The organism is Spirosoma harenae (assembly GCF_054776975.1).
Map to the genome: position 1 here is coordinate 57,064 of NZ_BAAHBD010000012.1, position 19,652 is coordinate 76,715.

Genomic DNA, 19,652 nt, shown 5'->3' on the forward strand with positions numbered 1-19,652 from the left:
ATTGAGATAAAGTATTTTCTCTGTCGATTCGTCAACTCTAATAACAGTAAACTACAAGTACTTATGAACAATAACATAACTAAACAACAATGTCTAAAACACTTTTTTTAAGCATTCCCTCGCATGGGCATATGAACCCGATGTTGGGTTTGGCCGCCGAATTAGCCAATCAAGGAGAGGAAATCATTTTCTTAAGCTCCGAAGAATTCAAAAACACTATTAACGATATCGGTGCTCATTTCGTGGCCTATAAGGAGGACATGAATATCTTTCAGAAGAAACCGGGCGATGCGAAACCGAAAGGCGGGTTGGTGAGTGCCTTACTACAACCCCAAAAGTTTGTTGATAATGTCTTGCTCCAAATTCAGGATTACAAAGTTGATTACATCGTTTTTTCAGCGGCCTACCCCTATGCGACGGTCATTGCTCAATACCTAAATATCCCCGCCGTTTCTTCCTTCGCCGTTTTCGTACCTCTCAAAGAACTGTTTGCTAAACCTAATCAGGGTCTTTCTGTCGCCAGCAAGGGCCCTTTCGGCGTAGACTCGATGGTACTGGATGAATTGAAGCTAATTCGTCAGCAGCTTATCGAGAAATACAACGTAACCCTCCCTGAAAACGTCGTTGATTTGCTCTTCAATAAAGGGGATTTGAATATTATTTATACGTCGAAATACTTCATCAGGAACCTCGACGATTATGACGATAGTTTTCTTTTCATCGGGCCACCTGTCTACAAGAAGCCATACGACGTAGCGTTTCCGTTTGACAAGTTGGAAGGAAAAAAAGTCATTTATATCTCGTTGGGAACCGTATTCGGTAACCATTCAGCCACCCTTAATCAGCTTTTCTTCGACAGTTTTGCGGATACGGATTTCGTGGTTGTAATGGCGGCTCATCACGTGGACGTTTCCGAATTTAAGATCCCCGACAACTTTATTATCCGGGACTACGTACCACAACTGGAGCTGCTGACATATACTACTGTCGCCATTACGCATGCGGGTATGAATAGCATTGGCGATCTGTTGTACAATACCATTCCGTTCGTCTCGATACCGCTAGGCGCCGACCAGTTTTATCTGGCCAACCGAGCAGCCGAATTAGGCGCTACAATTGTTCTGGACGCCAACACACTTACGGCCGAGCAAATCAAACAAGCTGTTGACAGTGTACTGACCGATCCGACATATCTTGGCAATATCAGGAAAATTAGCCAGTCGTTTATGGAAGCGGGCGGCTATGAAAAAGCAGCCGCAGAAATTCTCAAATTGGCCCAAAAGGCTTCTGTTTCGATTTAAAAGGAACACGCTACTGTTGCAAAAAAGCGGCAATTTCCATGCACCAGGCAATGCCTATGTGAATCAGTAACCCGCCCCATATACTGCGCGTGCTCAGTGCCAGCACGCCAAGAAGGTAACCGCCAAATATGGATGAAACGGCTTCGCCTAAAGGTCGCCCAAAGTGAATAGAGCAATACCAGACCACCATCGGTAAAACCGCCCCATGGCCTAACACTCGATTCATGCCAATGACCAGAAAGCCTCGAAATAGCAATTCTGTTGGTACAAAATCCCAGCCATAGCAGAGCTCATAAATGAAGGCAGTTACCCACTCTGACACACCGAAAAATTCATTAGCGTTTGTATCGTGATACGTTGGATACGATCGTAGAAAATCCGGCTGGAAGGAAGCGATGGTAATCAGCGGAATCATCAATGCCAGCATCAGGGCATAGAGCACTAAGCCTTTCCGTTTTGGCGTCATGCCATAGAAACTGCTCGGATACGGATCAATGAATTTATAGAACAGAAACAGAGGAAGCACAATCGTTAAGGCCGATTGCAGGTTATGCAGACAGTAGTAGGCAAATACATAAATCTGCCCATCGAAGATTTGACGACTCCATTCGCTATGTGCGTAGAATCCGGCGTAAATCGAATAGAAAACAAGGGCTACTCCACTCCGAAGCCAGAACCATCGATTTCGCCATATGTCGGGCCGACGGTGAAAATGCGTCCAGAGCCAAACGCTGACGTAATAAGTTGTAGCATATAACGCGAAATAGAGAACTGGCCAGAGGGGTTTTCCTTGATGCGAATCGATATAGGTATCCTCAACGTCGAAGGTAAAATTGACAATCAGGAGTATCGTAACCCAGATCGCTGTTGCGATGTAAAGATCGGGCCGGAAATCGATGCGGAAATGAGTACGAAGGTCTTGCCAGAGGGCTTTCATTGATTCATTTTTCAACAAAGTAGAAATCTAACTCTCAATTCTACGATTCCTACTTTGTTGAAACGACAAAAAATGCGCTTAAAACCCTTCTTTCTCTGCTTCCTTGTCTTTTTTCTTCTCGTCTTTCTTTTTCTCCTCCTTCACGACTTTCTGTCCGGGTTGGAGTTTGGGTTTTGGCGCGGGCTTAGCTTTAGTCTTATATTGATCCAGGTACCGATCCACAAACATTGTTTTCTCGTCGATCGTAGCGGGGACGACTTCCAGGGTTGCTTTGCCGGAATTTTTAGAACCGGCTACGAGTCGGTCGTTGATATCCTGTTCTGATGTAATGATCGCTAATTGACCAATTGCATTCGGGCCGTTTCCGCCCTTGTAATCGTAGAACACCCAGACATCTGGCGACGATTCGAGGTAGATACTCGCTTCATCCCCATTACCCGTTTTCCGGATTTCGACAAAACCATCCATCTGCGCGTTAATATCAGTCGCCATCATGTTCGAAACGCCGAGCTGACCGGTGCTGTAAAACGAATTGTATTTGGTTGACCAACGCAAATTAGCATTTGCCAATACCAACATGGCTGCTAATTTCGGCGATGCCTGGTTGAGCGGAACGTGCTGATTCTGCGCTTTAGTCCGGTACGCATCGACTGCCTGTTGGCCGATTAATGGGACTAGTTTATCAGAAAGCCGGTTCAAATCATCATCAGCGGCTTCGTCATTCTTTTCTTCCTGATTTGTCTTGACGATTTTGTCAGCAATACTGGCGTTAATTTGATCAGGAATTGGGAATGCGAAGGTTAATAAGGTATTTAACCGATACAAGCTGCTGTCAATGTTGATTCGTGCCGAACCGGAAGCTAGTAAATACTCATTCGGAGCCGTGTTCATCAGGTTCATCTTTCCTTTGAACGTCATTAGGCCACGAGGATCGTTGAAGGTGTATGCATTTTCTACGTCTGCATCGTCCGAACTATCAGCGGCTGCCGCCGAATCCGTTTGCGCGACAACTTCACTACCTTTTGACGTAATCCGATATACTTTGTCTTTCTCGTCATAGTGCATGATACCCGTTGCACTAAAGAGATCGTCATCTCTGGAATCCTCTTTCGGCGACAGGAATGTTGGGTATAAACCAGCTCCGCCCGCCCGGAAGTGAAGACCTGCTACAAGCTGTTGGCCGCCATCATTTTTCAGATTCTTATCGACCTTAATCTCAAGACGCTCGGCTACTTTTTCCTTAAACGGAATCCAGTCGCTTATTAAATCCTTACGTTTTTTCAGAGCAGGTTTGATGAATCCATCCATCGCCAGATCCTGCTCGGGGGCTTTCATCAGAATATTCCCTCTGAAAAGCATTTTGGGCGCTAGTTGCAGGTTATCAACTTCCTCCACTTCGGCACGGGCCACTGTAAAATAGGTTTTCGAGGGCCCCGACGAATTGCGTTTACCACGTTGCGACGTACGTCCGGCTTTCTTCGCATCAGCAACTAACGACCCCGTTTCGGGCTTCGCTATAGCATTGGCTGGAGCTTCCTGCAACTCGAAATTGCCCATTTTGATGCTGGCTGTATCGCCTTTTGCGGTGGCGAACAGATAAGTAGCATCACCTGCAAACTTCGTCCGGGAAAGGACCTGAATATTACCATTCTTGAGTTTATGAAATAAGGTAACGGTATCCAGTTCCAGTTTTGCATTTTTTAGCGCCATCATTTCGCCGTTGCGCCGAATCGCGACTAATCCTTTATCCGGATAAATCCGGGCATCGGCCGAGACGATGTAGGGAACTCCACTAATATTCAAGGTGCGTTTCTCAACGTCGTAAAGGGCGGCCGAGCCATTGAAAACTAGACCTTCCTGCTCTTCGGCAGTTGCCGTAAACGTCGATGTTTTTACATCTCCTTTCATGGCGATGGTTTTGGCGTTTACGTTCCATTGTGCTCGATTAATATTGGTTTTATAGGCAGCCGATGGAAATTCCATACTTGGCTGAATAGTATCGCCAATGCTTTCCTTTTTATTAATCGCGATTCCAACAATTCCTTTCGTCTGATTAAAATCAACATCAACATCGCTACCGAGCAGGATCGGCTTACCAACAGGAGTTCCAGGAGCTTCTTTGTCCGAAACAATCTTGAACTGTGCTCCGCTGGCCAGAAATCCTTCTTTGTTGAATTTGATGCCATTGGATACGGTCTCCGAATCTTTCCGACGCAAGGTTCCATGACCAAACAACCCCGACGAACGTAATACCAAACCACCTTCAAGATTGGTCGTTGCGTTGTAGAAATTGAAGTTATTTTTCTGGGTTGTGATGACCATGCTATCCGCTTTTGGCCACCATTTCATATTAAAATTGTTGAGCTGAACTTGCGGGAAATAGCCCTTTCCGACAAGACCTTCTTTGATTTCACCCTTATCGCCAGAGGCAATTAAGGAATCGGTCATAAATAAAATGCTCTTGGTATTGACGCTGGTAGTCAAGTGATTCAACACGCCTTCAGCTCGAAGTCCACTTTTATCCATCGTCAGATCGCCCGTAAACTTCACAGTTGAAGGGGCTGTTCCTTTCTTGCCGCTGTACACAGGATAGCCTGTGGCAGGTGCTTTATGCACAAAACCCAGGGTATTATCGGGCATTGTTACTAGCTGGGCCTTAAAGGGTGGGAAAATCCCATCGGAATAGAACGTACCCATAAAGGCAATTTCGCCTTGACCCAGACTATCGTTGTCAATAGCCGGAATCTTGAAATACACTTTCTGATTATAGGTTTTATCGCCACGAACAGGCTGGTTGAAATAAACCGTCATCCCCTCTGGCATCACCAGTCGCTGAGTTGTTTTCTTGCCCTTCATTTGGCCGGATTTATTATCCGCACCTGCTAAAAAAACTGTTCCCGGATTTTCGTATTTAATATCACCTCCAACTTCCCCTTCTTTCCCCTGCGAAGCTAGTTTTTGGGATTGAAAAGTAATCGAGTCGATTTTATTCAGACCCATCGAGAACTTGTCGTAATTGAATTTCAGATCACGACCCGCATAGCGTAAGGTTCCGGCTTTAAGTTGCCCATTCAACGTAAAATCGCGGCCTTTTCCAACCCGTAATATTTTGTCAGAGGGGAAACCGACGATTTTTAGCGAATCAGACATAGTGAACTGCTTCACACCCCGAATCGTCAGGATCTTATCATTTAAATCGATGGTTGCATTCTTGACGCTATCATTCGATGCAAACAGCGATTGTACCTGAAAATTGTCGTAGTCCTGTTTATGTGCATAGGCCAGTACATACAACACACCTTTGCGGCTCAGGCGCATGACACTGGTTTTCGGATCGCGGTCGATGTAGCCTTCCAGCACCATCCTATTGAGCGATCCTCGAAGCGCGCCAGCATTGACCGTTTTCGCAAACTGGGAGATATCGTCGTCTAAGAAGGTTTGCTGTTTTTTGGTCGAAACAAAGTTTGCGACAATTTGCAACGGGTGAAAACCGTAGTCAACCGTGAGATCAGAATAGCGTTGCGGGTGGAAATAATCGTACGATTCAAACCGAACTGGCACTTCCCGCTTGGCACCTACCTGATAAAAATCGACTTTTCGACGCGGTAAATCCCAGCGCACCACTTCGGGCATGATATAAAATTTGTGGTACGAATCGGCGTAGGGAATGTGAGCAAAGCTGGTACGTTGTTCCCGGTCGAGCCAGGCAATACGCTGAGCTTTGTCGTACCGGAATTTTACGGATTGGTGCGTAAGAGAATCCGTATCGATATACCCAACAAAGGCCGCCGAGCCGGACGAAATCATTGGTCTTGCTTTTGCAGACTTCGCATCCACTGTTTTGACAGGAGCCGTCGTATTAAAGCCCGTCGAATCCAGACCTGCTTGCGTAGAATCGGCTGGATTCAGATCGCCAACCGTAAAGTCAAATCGGCGGCTAATGGCTTTAAATGCGACTTTACCATTGTATTTCACCGTTACTTGGGCCGGTTGTCCACTCGCCGATGCGCCAACCATCTGCGTCCCCGACAAAGCTAATCCTCCTCTATACTCAACATCTGGACCTAAATCGGGCAGTTTTACATCATTCTGCCACGACATAAACCGGGGATACGTTACAGGGCCGCCTTTTTTCTTACTTACATATTCAAATACACCTTTTATCGGTTGTGTTTTTTCGTAGGTCAGCGTAACGTCGTCGGCTTGCAAGCGCGGGTTCATCGTTGTAAACGAATATTCGCTCAACGTCACGAAAATGTCTGGCCGGCCGGCTGTGGCCCAGGTGAACTTTCCTCCTTTCCCGACCAATACGCCATCCTTCAACATCAAATCGCCACTCGTATTCGCTAAAACGGCCGAATCGCCATTGGCAACCATAGCCAGCGATACATCTTTAAGCGTGATAACGGCTCCCGAAACAGAAGGAATGGGCCGTCTTTGCGGAGTGTATTGTACACCTAGTTGGCGAGGTTGTGTAGAATCGGATGGAGATGGAGTATCCCAGCCATCAAACCGCGACCGTTCGGCAGATGCTTTTACGGATGCAATGGAATCCTGAACGGTTTGAGGAGCACCCGGTGGCACCGGATTTACGCCGTCAACATAGCGTAACTCATAGCTACCGCCCAGACCATATAGTTTATTATACGTACTGGCATACAGTTCGTGTCGTTCCATAAACCGTCGAACGGTTTCGAGACTCCGGGTAAATGTCTTTGAGTCACCAGCCTCGAATAATTTTTCTGCGATGGTCAGCAGCCCGTCTATATTGGAAGCGGGTTGCTGCTGTGTAGCTAGAGAAAGTGATTCGTAGAAGGGCACAAAATGAGAAGCTGCGGGAAGTCGCTTCTGATTCATTTTCCGGCTCAGGCTCATTACACGCTCTTGTTGCTGCGTCGAAAGTCGATTTTCAGACCAAACTACTTGTAAGTTGGTACCTGCCCGAACACCTGCCGGGCCACCTGTTGCCATTAGTTTTTGAACATCGGCCACAAACTGCTCGGGTTTATCCGAAATTCGAACCGCCTGCCCAAACGAGGCAGAAAGCGTTAGGAAAAACAATAAACCAACCAAGGTCTGTGAAGACACAGACCTTTTACGTACTTCTTCCAGTAAAGATCTGTGAGGGCACAGACCTTGGATAAATGTGAGTATCAGGCTGTAATAAATACGATTCATATCCGAAGGTCAACCGGCGACAAATAAGCATCTTATCCTAAGATCGGCTTATTTTTACCCTATCAACGTTTATAAAATGACAAAGAAGTCCACTGATTTTTTGTTGTCTGCCTAACCAGCGTCAGGCCGGATTCGATTGCTTTTTGCTCAATATCGGGGGCGTCGTGTTCATAAAAACCACTAACGACCAGATATCCATTTTGGGTTAACAACTTCGTGTAGGTGGGAATTTCGGCCAGTAACACATTTCGATTGATATTGGCCAGCACAATATCGTACTGGCTCGTGGTATCAACCTCCGCAATGGTACCCTGAAAAACCGTAACTTGAGCAGAATCGTTAAGTTCGGCGTTTTCGCGAGCATTTTCAACGGCCCATTCTTCAATATCGAACGCTAATACGGCCTGCGCACCCATCTTTGCCGCCAGAATGGCTAAAATGCCGGTTCCACTACCTACATCCAGTACAGTTTTACCGGCAAAATTGAGGCCAAGCTGCTGCTCCAACATCATGGCGGTAGTTTCATGGTGGCCGGTTCCGAACGACATTTTTGGGTTGATCACGATGTCGTAACGAAACCGGGCGTCCAACTCGTGGAAGGACGCCCGGACCCGGACTTGGCTCGCCACTTCGATCGGCTCATAATCGCGCTCCCACTCGGCGTTCCAGTTTCGTTTTTCTAACGAACTAACTTCATAGGCTATTGCAGTCTGATCTGTGTATTTCGCAATCAATTCTTGTAAGGCTAATTCGTCAAAATCAGGCTCAATGATATAGGCATTTAAGCCTTCGTCTGTTTCAACAAAGGATTCAAAACCGATCTCGGCGAGTTCGGCGGTAAGGATGTCCGTATAGTCGGGCGATAGTTGTACTTGGAGTTCAATGTAATTCATAGATCAAAATAACGAAAAAGGGCAAGCGATTCGCTTATCTCTAGTGGATTTAACCTCAACCCTAACTCCTCTCCTAAAACAGGAGAGGGGAAAATTCGTCGTTTGCAGTCTGCCGATTCTCATTTTTTATCATACTCTCTTACATTTGAAGCGTGCTATGTATCTTAACTTTCTGACAAATTGCACTCCGGCTTATGAAAAATGCGTTTCTTATTATTGATGCTCAGTTCGACTTCTGTCATCCTGACGGAGCTTTATTTGTGCCAGGTGCTGAACAGGATGTTGATCGGATGGCTACGCTGATTCGTCAGCATGGCGATCAGATCGATCATATTGTTGTTACGCTCGATACGCATCATATTTTAGACATTGCCCATCCGGGGTTCTGGGCGAATTCAGCCGGTAATCATCCTGCTCCGTTTACACGAATTACGGGCGATGACGTTGATTCAGGTCAATGGACACCACGCTTCTCGCCAGAAAAAGCCAAGAAGTACGTTCATGATCTGGAAGCCGATGGGCAGTTTGATCATTTCATCTGGCCAGAGCATTGCTTAATTGGTTCGCGTGGAGCGGCCTTGCATGACACTTTATTGGATGCACTTAAAGATTGGTCACATAGCCGAAACCGCGATTACGTGGCAATACAAAAGGGGTTATATTCACTTTCTGAGCATTTCGGCATTTTTCGGGCGCAGGTTCCCGATCCGGCGGTTCCTGCCACGCAACTAAACACCATGCTTATTAATGATCTGAATCGGTTTGAGAAGGTGTATCTAATGGGCGAAGCCAAATCACACTGTGTTGCCAATAGTCTCAAACAGATTCTGGATTTTGCCCCTGAATTAGTTCCAAAACTGATTGTCGTCACTGATTGTATGTCGGATGTGACGGGGCTAGGGTTTCTGGGCGATCCAATTTATGCCGAAGCTCGTGCTCGAAATGTTGGTTTTATGGAATCGAGTGCGGTTTTTAGTTAAAAAAACGTACTTTCGGGCGTATGCAAAAAACGCTCTCTTTATTCCCACTCAACTTAGTTGTCTATCCAGGCGAGGATTTGAATTTACACATTTTCGAACCGCGCTATCGGCAGTTAATTAATGAATGCCTGGAAGAAGAGCGGACATTTGGTATCCCGGCCTTTATCGACAATAAATTGCCCGGTTACGGAACCGAAATGCACGTAACTACGCTGCACAAACGGTATCCTGATGGCCGGATGGACATTAAATCGAAAGGATTAGGCGTTTTTCGGCTTGTCAATTTTGAGAATCCTGTATCTGGAAAACTCTATGCAGGTGGCGAAGTCGAATTGGTCGAACCCGGCGATAGTTTCAGCGCTCATGCGACTGCGCTAACTGAGCGACTAGAACGATTATATAAATTGCTACAAATCGAAACAGACTACTCACCGACCATTGCCAATCTTTCCTACAAAGTAGCTCATAAAGTAGGCTTATCCGTCGAACAGGAATACGAGCTATTGACTCTTGACAACGAAGCAGAAAGGCAACTATTTTTGATTCAGCACCTAAATAATGTTTTGCCCGTAGTATCAGACCTGGAGCGAACCAAACAACGTATTCGCATGAATGGTCATTTTAAGAATCTCGACCCGCTCAATTTTTAAAGAGCGATTGAAAAATCGCCATCTTTCCGTATCTGTGTCCTCACAGATACCTATGCGTCAGCAAGATTGACCTAGTGGAAAGGTGTTTGTGAGGACACAAACACGGGAGAAGTTGCTAAGTCTTTTCTTCTACCTTCCCAATTTTTTTGGTTCGCTTGGGTAATTGTTCGGCTAGTTCTTGTAGATTTTTGATGGGAGGTCGAGGTTTTTCGGCTTCCCCGATCAGAAAACCATAAGGTTTCAGTGGGTCGATCGCATCGAAAATAACTTTCAGAATAGCGGTCATAGGCAAAGCCAGTACGAGTCCCGGTAATCCCCATACGTTTTCCCATAAAATCAGGACGATAATCGCGGCCAGTGGGTTAATACTTACTTTGGAGCCGACGATATAAGGCGTAATAAAATTACCTTCCAGCGCCTGAACAAACAGAAATACACCAATGACCCCAAGCGCTTTCACCGGATTATCCTGTGTAACAAGTGTATAGGCTGCCGGAATAAGTGATCCCAATGATATTCCAAAATAAGGGATTAAGACTAGACAAGCGCCAAAAAAACCAAAAAATACGGCATAATCAACGCCCAAAATCAGCAGGCCGACTGTCATTAGGGTACCAATAATAATAATGACCAACACCAGTCCGGCCAGATAATCTTTGACAACCTGATAAATCCCCGCCATTATTCCATCAATTTTTGATCGGCGCGTACTGCCAAAAATTTTGTAGAAAAACGTCCGGAAAAAATCCCGATAGAGCAGGAAGAAAAACGCAAAAAGTAGTATCAGCAACATATTGCTGATGATATTCGTCGTCGCTAACAAGGTTGTTGTTACGATAACGCCTGCTTCGGCTAATGCCTGATTTAAGTACTTTTTAACTTCAGCAACCTGCCGTTGCTTATCAATATTTAAATGCTCATCAGCATACGTCTGGATACTATTAATGTATTCACCACCTTTTTGAACAAACTTCGGAACGACTTCTGAAAAATTACTGATCTGGACTGAAATGCCGTAAAACAATCCTGACAGTACCGCCAGGGCCAGTAACAGACAAATTAGAATAGCACCGATTCGTGGCACTTTCCAGTTTTCAAGTCGCTGTACGAGCGGAAACAGCAGAACGGAGAATAGAATAGCAAAAACTAAAGGAATGAGTAGACTTTGCAGCGCGTGTAACCCATAAACGATTATAACCAGCGAAAGCAGGATAAAGGTAATTTTAGCATACGAAGGGAATTGAACTTCCGGGGAACGAGTATCCATAGTAGACGATAACAACCAACGATCGCATAGGTATTAATTTAGATCATTTGGCAGGGTTATCCACCTAGCCAACTATCTAATACCAGCTTTAGTTTAGGAATTGTCTTTCTTTATTCCGAATTTGATGTGCCTGTTTTCGGCAAACCTTTTGAGCAAAAATACTGTGCCAGTCTATTAAGTTTTTGTTAAGGATGCATTTAGGATTGGTAACGTTCGGGATAAGCCACGTAACTTCGGGTTGTCAATCATAAAGACAAGCTACAAAAACTACGCGTAAAGTAGTTCATTCTCACCAACTTTACCTCGCATGAGTGCTGCCAAAGCCGCTCAACAACTCCACCGCGTTTTAGTCGTTGATGACGACGCCGACATCGTAGAGATGCTTGAATATAACCTCATCAAAGAAGGCTATGAGGTTCGTACTGCCATGGATGGCCGAAAAGCCATCGAAACCGCCAAAACGTATCTGCCCGAGTTAGTTTTGCTCGATATTATGATGCCCCACATGGATGGCATCGAAACAGGTCGGCAGTTACGCGACATTGCTGAACTGCGCCAAACCTATATTATTTACCTGACAGCTCGTTCAGAAGAATACTCTGAAGTTGCTGCTTTCGATGTGGGGGCCGACGATTACATTACAAAACCCATCAAGCCGCGTGCGTTGATGAGTCGTATTAATGCTTTGTTCCGTCGCGAAGCTCAAAAAGCTGACCCTGGCGAGCAAATTTCGATTGCCGATCTACTCATCAACCGCAAAAACTATTCGGTCACGCAGAACGAGAAATCGGTTATTCTCCCTAAGAAAGAATTTGAACTGCTGTTTTTTCTGGCTCAGCACCCTAACAAAGTCTGTAGCCGCGAAGAATTGCTTCAAAAAATCTGGGGTGCCGACATCTATGTACTCGAACGCACCGTAGACGTCCACATCCGTAAACTCCGCGAAAAAATCGGCGATACCCACATACGCACTCTAAAAGGCGTAGGTTATATGTTCACCGATCAAAATGAATGAGCGAATGAGTGAATTAGTAAATGAGCGAATTAATTTTATAGTGACTTCTGGGCCTGAGTGTTTTATTCACTCATTCACTCATTCGCTCATTCACTAATGTCTCTGAGTCCCCGCATTATTGCTCTTTTGCTGGCTTGCCTGATTTCGGCATTGACGCTCGCCTTTCTGACGTTTGTAGAGGGTGTTACGAGCAGCATGCTGTTTGTAGTGGGAATTTCTTCATTTGCGATCTCTTTTTTTCTGGTTCTGTACGCGATTGAACTACTCGTGTTTCGGGAGGTCAATAAGATGTATAAAACGATCCATCAGCTTAAGATTCGCGACTTCAGTATCACCCGAAAATCGATCATCAAAAACAGTAATCCATTCAAAAAGCTTAACGACGAAATTTTCGTTTATGTCGCTCGAAAGCAGAAGGAAATTGATGAACTGAAGCGGCTGGAGCAATTTCGACGGGAATTTCTAGCTGACGTATCGCATGAACTAAAGACTCCTATTTTCGCAGCACAGGGTTTTATTCATACACTCATTGACGGGGCCGTTGATGACGAGATGGTTCGAGATAAATTTCTATCGAAAGCGGCCAAAAGTCTCGACGGTTTGGATGCCCTTGTCAAGGATTTGGTTGCACTCTCTCAACTAGAAACCGGCGAGGTGAAAATGAGCTTCGAGCGGGTTAATCTAGCGCAGATTATTCAGGAAGTTTTTGATCAGCTCGAGACTATTGCTGATGCAAAACAGGCATCGCTTTCGTTAAAAACAGAACCGTCTGGCCCAATTTGGGTAAAAGCTGACGTACAGCGTATTACGCAGGTAATGACCAATTTGGTCGAGAATGCGGTCAAATATGGGAATGAGAAGGGAAAGGTGATCGTTAACCTTGAAGAAGATAAAAAACACATCCTCGTCTCCGTTCGAGACAATGGCCCCGGCATACCTCCCGAGCATTTAAGCCGAATTTTCGAGCGATTCTACCGCGTCGAAAAAAGCCGTTCGAAAGAGCGGGGTGGTACGGGACTTGGGCTAGCGATTGTGAAACACATTCTAAATGCTCATAAAGCGAAGATCACCGTAATGAGCAAAGTCGATAAAGGAACCACCTTCCGATTTAAGCTGGAACGGATGGATTAAAATTGCCTAGAATTAGCTGGATTATGCCGCTAGATTAATCGCTTGAGCGCGAAATGGGCGATAACTAACTGACCATTTCGTCGGGCCACCAATGACACTTCGCGCCCTTCTCCCCTCTGGAGTATCTTATAAATTTCGCTGATTGTCAGATCACGAACCGAACTGTTATTCACAAACAACAATTCATCACCTTCTTCCAAACCCGCCTTCGCAGCTGGCGATTCATCGACAATTTTATCGATGTAATAATTGCGAAAATGGTCGCCTTGGGCTCGAAGCTCCATTCCACTCATGTCGTGCTCAAAACTCTCCCGCATCAGTCGCTTGATGGGTTTCATCACGACATATTGATCGGGATAATTGAACGTAACATTAAATCGACGCAGCAATTCGCATCCTACATTTCCCTGACGCTCGGGCATATTCACCAGCTTCATCCCGAACGCCATACTGTCGGGAAACGACGCCAGAATATTATCCATTTCGTAGCGGCCAAAACGGATTTTCTGAATTCGGCCAACACTACCATTAATTACGCCATTGAGTCCCCGACCTAGTTGCGCCCGAATGCTTTTCTCTGGAACAGGCATCGCAGCCGCACTACGCGACCGATCCAGTAAGAGTGCATGACCCGCTCCTGTATCCAGAACAACCCGTAACGGCAACGTTTTTTCACCATCGAACACCGAGAGCGCATCGGTATAGGCTTTCGTATCCTGGATGGTAATCGGATATCGGTCGCCTTTATTCTTTTTGTATTTGTATTTGCTAGGTCGCATGATCATCAGCTCATGGCGCTGAAAATCAACATTTACGACGAAGTTGGAAAAGATTTCGTAGCCAAAGATGCCGTGAACAGGTGCTCCTACATATTCGGACAGCTTCAATATATCTTCATCCAGAATAACAATATTATGGTGCGACGCTCTAAGTCCGCCCATTGTCAGATTATTTTCAATGGCAATCGAAGCGGTCAGGCTGCCCCCTTCGCCAGCACCACTGATTTTAACTTTGCGGGTTAATTGAAGTTTTTGCTTTTTAAAAGCGACTGGGTCGGTAATAATCGTATTGCTAACGCCCGTATCCAGAATAAAATTGAGGGTATCCGAATCATTGATTCGGACTGGAACGACGATCAGGTTCGAGTGAAGCTGAAAGGGAATACGGGTCCAGGTTCGGTTGCCCGCAATAAAAAAACCATACTGATCCTTTTCTGGAGTGCGATGTTTATCATCTCCTCCTTGTACGGGTAGGAAGCCCAGCACCAGCCCAAAAAACAGTAATAGTGTTTTCATCTCTCCTCTCGCTTTACTACATTACTACATTGAAATTACGCATTTTTTATCCGAATAACACAAAATTTTTACACTTAGTTTTTGGTAAGAATATATAGTTACTCTCTCGTATTCAGGCTATAACGAACTTTCATACACTCAATCGAACGCATTCGACCGAAAAGCCCTATTTTCGCTGGAAAATAGTCAATAATCGGACCATTTATTTGGCTATAAAAATAATTTCTTCCCTCATTATTAATTGATTATGCGTAAGAAAATCGTTGCTGGCAACTGGAAAATGAATAAAACGTCCGATGAAGCTCAAGCGCTTCTGTCGGAAGTGATCAATATGGTTACTACCGAAGTTACAGGAGACGTTACGGTGGTTCTTTGCCCGCCTGCGCTTTACCTGGCTACGGCCCGTCAGACTGTTGCGGCTGGCGGAAAGATTGCTCTAGGTGCTCAAAACTGCCATGAGAAAGCATCAGGCGCTTACACAGGCGAAATTTCAGCTCCGATGCTAAAATCGATTGGCGTAGAATACGTGATCTTAGGCCATAGCGAACGGCGGCAATATTTTGGCGAAACCAATGCGCAACTGGCTGAAAAAGTAAATAGTGCACTGGAAAATGGTCTCACACCCATCTTCTGCTGCGGTGAATCGCGTGATCTTCGCGAAAATGGCGACTATATTGGCTTTGTAAAGAATCAACTAACGGAAAGTTTATTTCACCTTTCTCCTGAATCGTTCGCCAAGGTTGTCATTGCTTACGAACCTATTTGGGCAATCGGTACGGGATTAACCGCTTCGTCGGCCCAGGCACAGGATATGCATTTTGAACTACGCCAACACATTGCCAGCCAATATGGTGACGAAATTGCACAGGACATCACGATTTTATACGGCGGCAGTGCAAACGCTCAAAATGCAGCCGAACTCTTCGCCCAAACGGATGTCGATGGTGGCCTAATTGGTGGTGCTTCGCTAAAAGCTCCTGATTTTTTAACTGTGGTAAAAGCAGCGCAGTAGATTCAATGATTGAGTGGTAGCACTCCTCAATTCTAATTTAAGATAAAAGTAGTCGTTCAGTACGGGTAAATCCGTGAGTTAATCATTGTGTTAGCTCACGGATTTACTCGTTTTATCCCAGCGAAACTAATTCTTTCAGTTCTGCGTCGCTTAAGTCACCTAGCCAGGTTTCGCCAGTTTTCACACTTAGATCGGCTAATTCTTTTTTACTCCGAATCATCGCGTCGATTTTTTCCTCCAGCGTCCCCTGATTCATCAGTCGGTAAACGAGTACGTTTTTCGTTTGGCCAATGCGGAACGCCCGGTCGGTTGCCTGCGCTTCAACAGCTGGATTCCACCACAAATCGTAATGAATAACGTGGTTCGCTTGGGTCAAGTTGAGACCCGTTCCGCCAGCTTTGAGCGATAAAATAAAGGTATGATCACTCCGATTTTTTTGGAATTGTTCAACCATGCGGTCACGTTCCGGGCGCGATGTGCCGCCGTGTAGAAAGAGAGGAGGAGTTCCAAAAGCCTGTTCAATGAACTTCGACAATAATTCACCCATTTCTTTATACTGGGTGAATATCAGCACTTTCTCATGGCTGGCGTAAATATTTTCGAGCAGGCTTAGCAATAGCGTCGCTTTCCCGGAAAGGACTGGAGCCTCGTTCCCACGCTTCAGATACTGATAGGGGTGATTGCCTATTTGCTTAAGCGCGGTCATTAGCTTGAGAACCAGACCACGTCGGGTAATATCATCTTTTTCAGAAATCGCCCGTAAACTTTCCTGTACGACACTTTCGTACAAAGCAGCCTGTTCGGTTGTGAGCGAACAGAACTGATTGTTCTCAATTTTATCCGGTAGATCGCTGATGATACTCCGGTCCGTTTTGACGCGACGAAGAAGGAATGGACTGGTAATGCGCCGAAACTGATCCAATTTCTGATGATCGCGTTCTTGCTGAATGGGCTTGCCAAACTCTTCGTTAAACTTGGTCAACCCACCCAGATATCCTTTATTCACGAAGTCCATAATGCTCCAGAACTCAGATAGCCGATTCTCGACGGGCGTTCCACTCAAAGCAATTCGAATCGGGGCTTTCAGTGCTTTTACCGCTTTTGTCTGCTCCGTATCTGAGTTCTTAATGTTCTGCGCTTCGTCGATGACGACAACAGCCCACGTAGATTTCTTGAGATTATCGAGATCGGAACGGACTACACCATAGGTCGTTAACAGAAGATCGTATTCATCAGCTTTGTCTGTTGGTAGTTTACGACTCGAGCCGTGATAGATTCGGGGCTGTAATTCAGGAGCAAAGCGAGCAATTTCTTTTTGCCAGTTAGTTAGAAGCGTAGTTGGCAAAACAACAAGTCCTTTCTGTTTTTTAAACCGCCCTTCCTGTTTGAATTTGAGCAGTAAGGCAATGATTTGCAGCGTTTTGCCTAAACCCATATCATCGGCCAGAAGGCTACCCATTCCGAGGGCTGTGTTTTTAATCAGCCAATCGTAACCGCGTTGCTGATAAGGGCGAAGGGTTGCGTTTAGCGAATCGGGTAAAGGCTGTGCTGCAATTTCAGTAAACTTCTTTACCAATTTTCTCACATCTGCCGATAAGCCCAATCGACCACCTTTATATTCTTCGGATAGAGCCGCTTTAAGAAGGTCTGAACCGGTCAGTTCTGGCGGATTTTCGAGTTGTTTATAAAGCTTGGTCAGTTCGTTTGGATCGACCAGTACGTATTGGTCTTTTATTTTAACCAATCCAGTACTGTGTCCGACTAGCTTTTGGAATTCCTTCACGTTAACCATCTCATCGCCAAGGGCTACCTGCCAATCGAATGTGAGCATATCGTCCAAACGCATAAAGGCATTATCAGCGGTAACCTTCGCTTTCAATCGACCACCCACCTGCGGACGAACCCAATGCTGAAGCGATTTCGGTAACCAGAGCGCAATGCCAAGTAATTGCATCCGGGGTAAAGTTTCGAGCAATACCTCGACAAATAAGCTAGGTGAATACGACAAATAAGAAGGGCCGCCTACCCTGGTTAGTTTGGCTAAATCCGGAAAATGCCGTGAGAGGACCAGCAAATCCTGTAGAACCGCCATCCGAATTGATTCATGCTTTTTCTTAGTTAGCAAATCCGGCAGCGGAATTGGCGGGTCAGGCGTTCCTTTCGTCGAATTGGCATTGCGGTCACGAATGAGCAGACTTAGCCGAAATTCATCACCAAGCTCATTGTCTTCGACCGCTAGAATCGGTACAAATCGTTTGTGAGTCAGGAAGAAATCGTTTAGCCAAAGCTGCATGGCCAGCGGCATTTCTTTGCGGCCAAAGCCTTCGAATCGCAAGGTTTCAACACCAAAAAACAGCCGGTCGGCATCTTCGAGTGGCCAGCGTTCCCAAAGTTCAATTGTCGTTGGTTTGATGACCCGACGCAGAAACAGTGAACAAAGTGTTAATACTAATTGATCATCGGGCAAAGCCAGCCATTCCTTTTGCCAGCGAACGGTAAGCAACGTAGGCGGAATTTGCGTGGCTAACAAATCCGTCTGCCGTTTGACCATGTCGTTCAGCGTAGCCGGTAGCCATCGAACCCGGTATTGATCTTCAGCTGGCGTCACGCGCAGTAATTGAGGAACGATTGCTCCCCGTCGTAGTAAAGCTGCCGAAAACTGATGTGTAAGATACAAGGAACGCACTGAATCACTCATTTCAGCCCAATCAGCTTCGGTAAGTGTACTGATCCAATGAACCAGATTGCCCATTTTGAATCCGCTCAGCGATCGGGGTTCGCCATGCTCGCTGAAGATGTTGATTTTTTTCACCGACATGACTTCATCGAGCTGCAACTCAATGCTGTCACTAAATTCAGGTTTCCCCTCAATTGATGAGTGATTCTCTTCGTCAACAGGTTTACTAAATAACTTGTACGCGCGAGTCAGCGATTTGTGAAAATCGCCTTTGGTAAACGTAACATCGGGCGAAAGTAAGCCTAACAATTGCTCTGAGAGGGCGGGAATCGTAGCAAAATCCAGGCTGCCGCGCACTTTTTCGGCAGGTTGCCAATCTTCATCGTCAGGCAGTTCATCAGTACATATGTCTTTAAAGGAAGGCACGGTCTCCATACTCCCTCCTATTACATTCGCCTGATCTTTCTGAAGCTCCTCCAATATATCCAGCCCTTTCAACTGAAAAACCAGAAATGGATTTCGATCAATCTCATTCGCAATAATGTAAATAACGGCCGCCAGGTGTTTACAGGGAACGGCCTGGTCGGGGCAGGAACAGCCCATAGATAAATCCTCGAAGGAACGGGGAAAGAGCCTGATGCTCTGTTTGCTTACAAAATCGGTTAATTCAGGAGGTAGCTGACGGTTCAGCAATTGGGCTAGTGTTGCCGGGTTTTCTCGAATTTCGGTTAGAAGTGCTTTCTTTTCCGGTTCGTCAAATAGTGGAACGGATAGTTTGATTTTATACGGTCTGGGAGCCGTTCCTTTTACGGATGCACTAATCTGATTGTTAGAAATCAATAACCCCATGACCGCACCTTTGTTCGCGTAGGTTTTTCCGCGAGGCAGCCGGTTCGTCATGTCGATGCGTGCCAGCGCATTGAGCCATTCCTGACCCCACCAGGTTTTTCCGTAAGCGATCCGTTCTGCCATCTATGCCGAAAGATTTATTCGGGTACAAAAGTAGAGTATTAACGCTTCTACGACGGAAATCGCGTACATTCTGAGTTTAAACGATCTTTGTTTGCTGTATTCATTGTATCAAAACCACTCGATCATTAATAAAAAAGAAACAGGCGCCTGCATAATAGTAACTTCAGCTCAAACGATCAAAAAGGTAATTAGTACGAAAATCGTAGCTCGTAAATCGGGTGATAGGCGAAGCGAAGACATATAGTGAAGAAGAAGTGGCTAGTCAAATGTAATGGATTCTAACGCTTTGGGAAAATAAACAAAACAGACTGATTCTGGCTTTTTGAACAGAACGACTATTCTGT

General features: G+C 45.6%; 12 protein-coding genes. 6 read left to right on the forward strand and 6 right to left on the reverse strand.

Annotation, left to right across the window (positions count from 1 at the left end; genetic code table 11):
* Positions 1-89 precede the first annotated feature (89 nt).
* Positions 90-1,301 (forward strand): macrolide family glycosyltransferase, encoded by a 1,212-nt coding sequence (locus ACYVE4_RS18025; RefSeq protein ID WP_461041586.1) that lies wholly within the window; start codon positions 90-92, stop codon positions 1,299-1,301.
* A gap of 10 nt (positions 1,302-1,311) precedes the next feature.
* Here the strand turns inward: ACYVE4_RS18025 and ACYVE4_RS18030 are convergent, their stop codons facing one another.
* From ACYVE4_RS18030 to prmA, 3 genes are all read right to left on the reverse strand, one after another.
* Positions 1,312-2,238, reverse strand: coding sequence for a CPBP family intramembrane glutamic endopeptidase (locus ACYVE4_RS18030; protein ID WP_461041587.1), 927 nt, complete (start codon positions 2,236-2,238; stop codon positions 1,312-1,314).
* A gap of 78 nt (positions 2,239-2,316) precedes the next feature.
* Positions 2,317-7,416, reverse strand: a complete 5,100-nt coding sequence (locus tag ACYVE4_RS18035) for a hypothetical protein (RefSeq protein ID WP_461041588.1) — start codon at positions 7,414-7,416, stop codon at positions 2,317-2,319.
* Positions 7,417-7,478: 62 nt separating this feature from the next.
* On the reverse strand, positions 7,479-8,309 hold the full coding sequence (prmA, locus tag ACYVE4_RS18040) for a 50S ribosomal protein L11 methyltransferase (RefSeq protein ID WP_461041589.1): 831 nt from the start codon (positions 8,307-8,309) through the stop codon (positions 7,479-7,481).
* A 194-nt stretch (positions 8,310-8,503) separates the two neighbouring features.
* Between prmA and ACYVE4_RS18045 the strand changes: the two genes are divergently transcribed.
* Positions 8,504-9,289 carry a cysteine hydrolase family protein gene (locus tag ACYVE4_RS18045; protein ID WP_461041590.1) on the forward strand — a complete coding sequence of 262 codons (786 nt, stop codon included), beginning with the start codon at positions 8,504-8,506 and terminating at the stop codon, positions 9,287-9,289.
* A 20-nt stretch (positions 9,290-9,309) separates the two neighbouring features.
* On the forward strand, positions 9,310-9,939 hold the full coding sequence (locus ACYVE4_RS18050; protein WP_461041591.1) for an LON peptidase substrate-binding domain-containing protein: 630 nt from the start codon (positions 9,310-9,312) through the stop codon (positions 9,937-9,939).
* A gap of 115 nt (positions 9,940-10,054) precedes the next feature.
* On the opposite strand, the gene ACYVE4_RS18055 is transcribed toward ACYVE4_RS18050, so the two are convergent.
* The gene (locus ACYVE4_RS18055; RefSeq protein WP_461041592.1) at positions 10,055-11,206 is read right to left on the reverse strand and encodes an AI-2E family transporter; all 1,152 of its coding nucleotides are present in this window, start codon (positions 11,204-11,206) and stop codon (positions 10,055-10,057) included.
* A 307-nt stretch (positions 11,207-11,513) separates the two neighbouring features.
* On the opposite strand from ACYVE4_RS18055, the gene ACYVE4_RS18060 reads away from it, so the two are divergent.
* Positions 11,514-12,221 (forward strand): response regulator transcription factor, encoded by a 708-nt coding sequence (locus ACYVE4_RS18060; protein ID WP_461041593.1) that lies wholly within the window; start codon positions 11,514-11,516, stop codon positions 12,219-12,221.
* Positions 12,222-12,317: 96 nt separating this feature from the next.
* Positions 12,318-13,352, forward strand: coding sequence for a sensor histidine kinase (locus tag ACYVE4_RS18065; protein ID WP_461041594.1), 1,035 nt, complete (start codon positions 12,318-12,320; stop codon positions 13,350-13,352).
* Positions 13,353-13,381: 29 nt separating this feature from the next.
* Here ACYVE4_RS18065 and ACYVE4_RS18070 read toward each other — a convergent pair whose 3' ends face one another.
* Positions 13,382-14,647, reverse strand: coding sequence for a retropepsin-like aspartic protease (locus tag ACYVE4_RS18070; RefSeq protein ID WP_461041595.1), 1,266 nt, complete (start codon positions 14,645-14,647; stop codon positions 13,382-13,384).
* A gap of 247 nt (positions 14,648-14,894) precedes the next feature.
* On the opposite strand from ACYVE4_RS18070, the gene tpiA reads away from it, so the two are divergent.
* Complete coding sequence (gene tpiA / locus ACYVE4_RS18075) at positions 14,895-15,659, forward strand: triose-phosphate isomerase (RefSeq protein WP_461041596.1); 765 nt, start codon at positions 14,895-14,897, stop codon at positions 15,657-15,659.
* 112 nt (positions 15,660-15,771) lie between these two features.
* Here the strand turns inward: tpiA and ACYVE4_RS18080 are convergent, their stop codons facing one another.
* Entirely contained in the window at positions 15,772-19,308 is a 3,537-nt protein-coding gene (locus tag ACYVE4_RS18080) for an SNF2-related protein (protein ID WP_461041597.1), read from the reverse strand.
* Positions 19,309-19,652 lie beyond the last annotated feature (344 nt).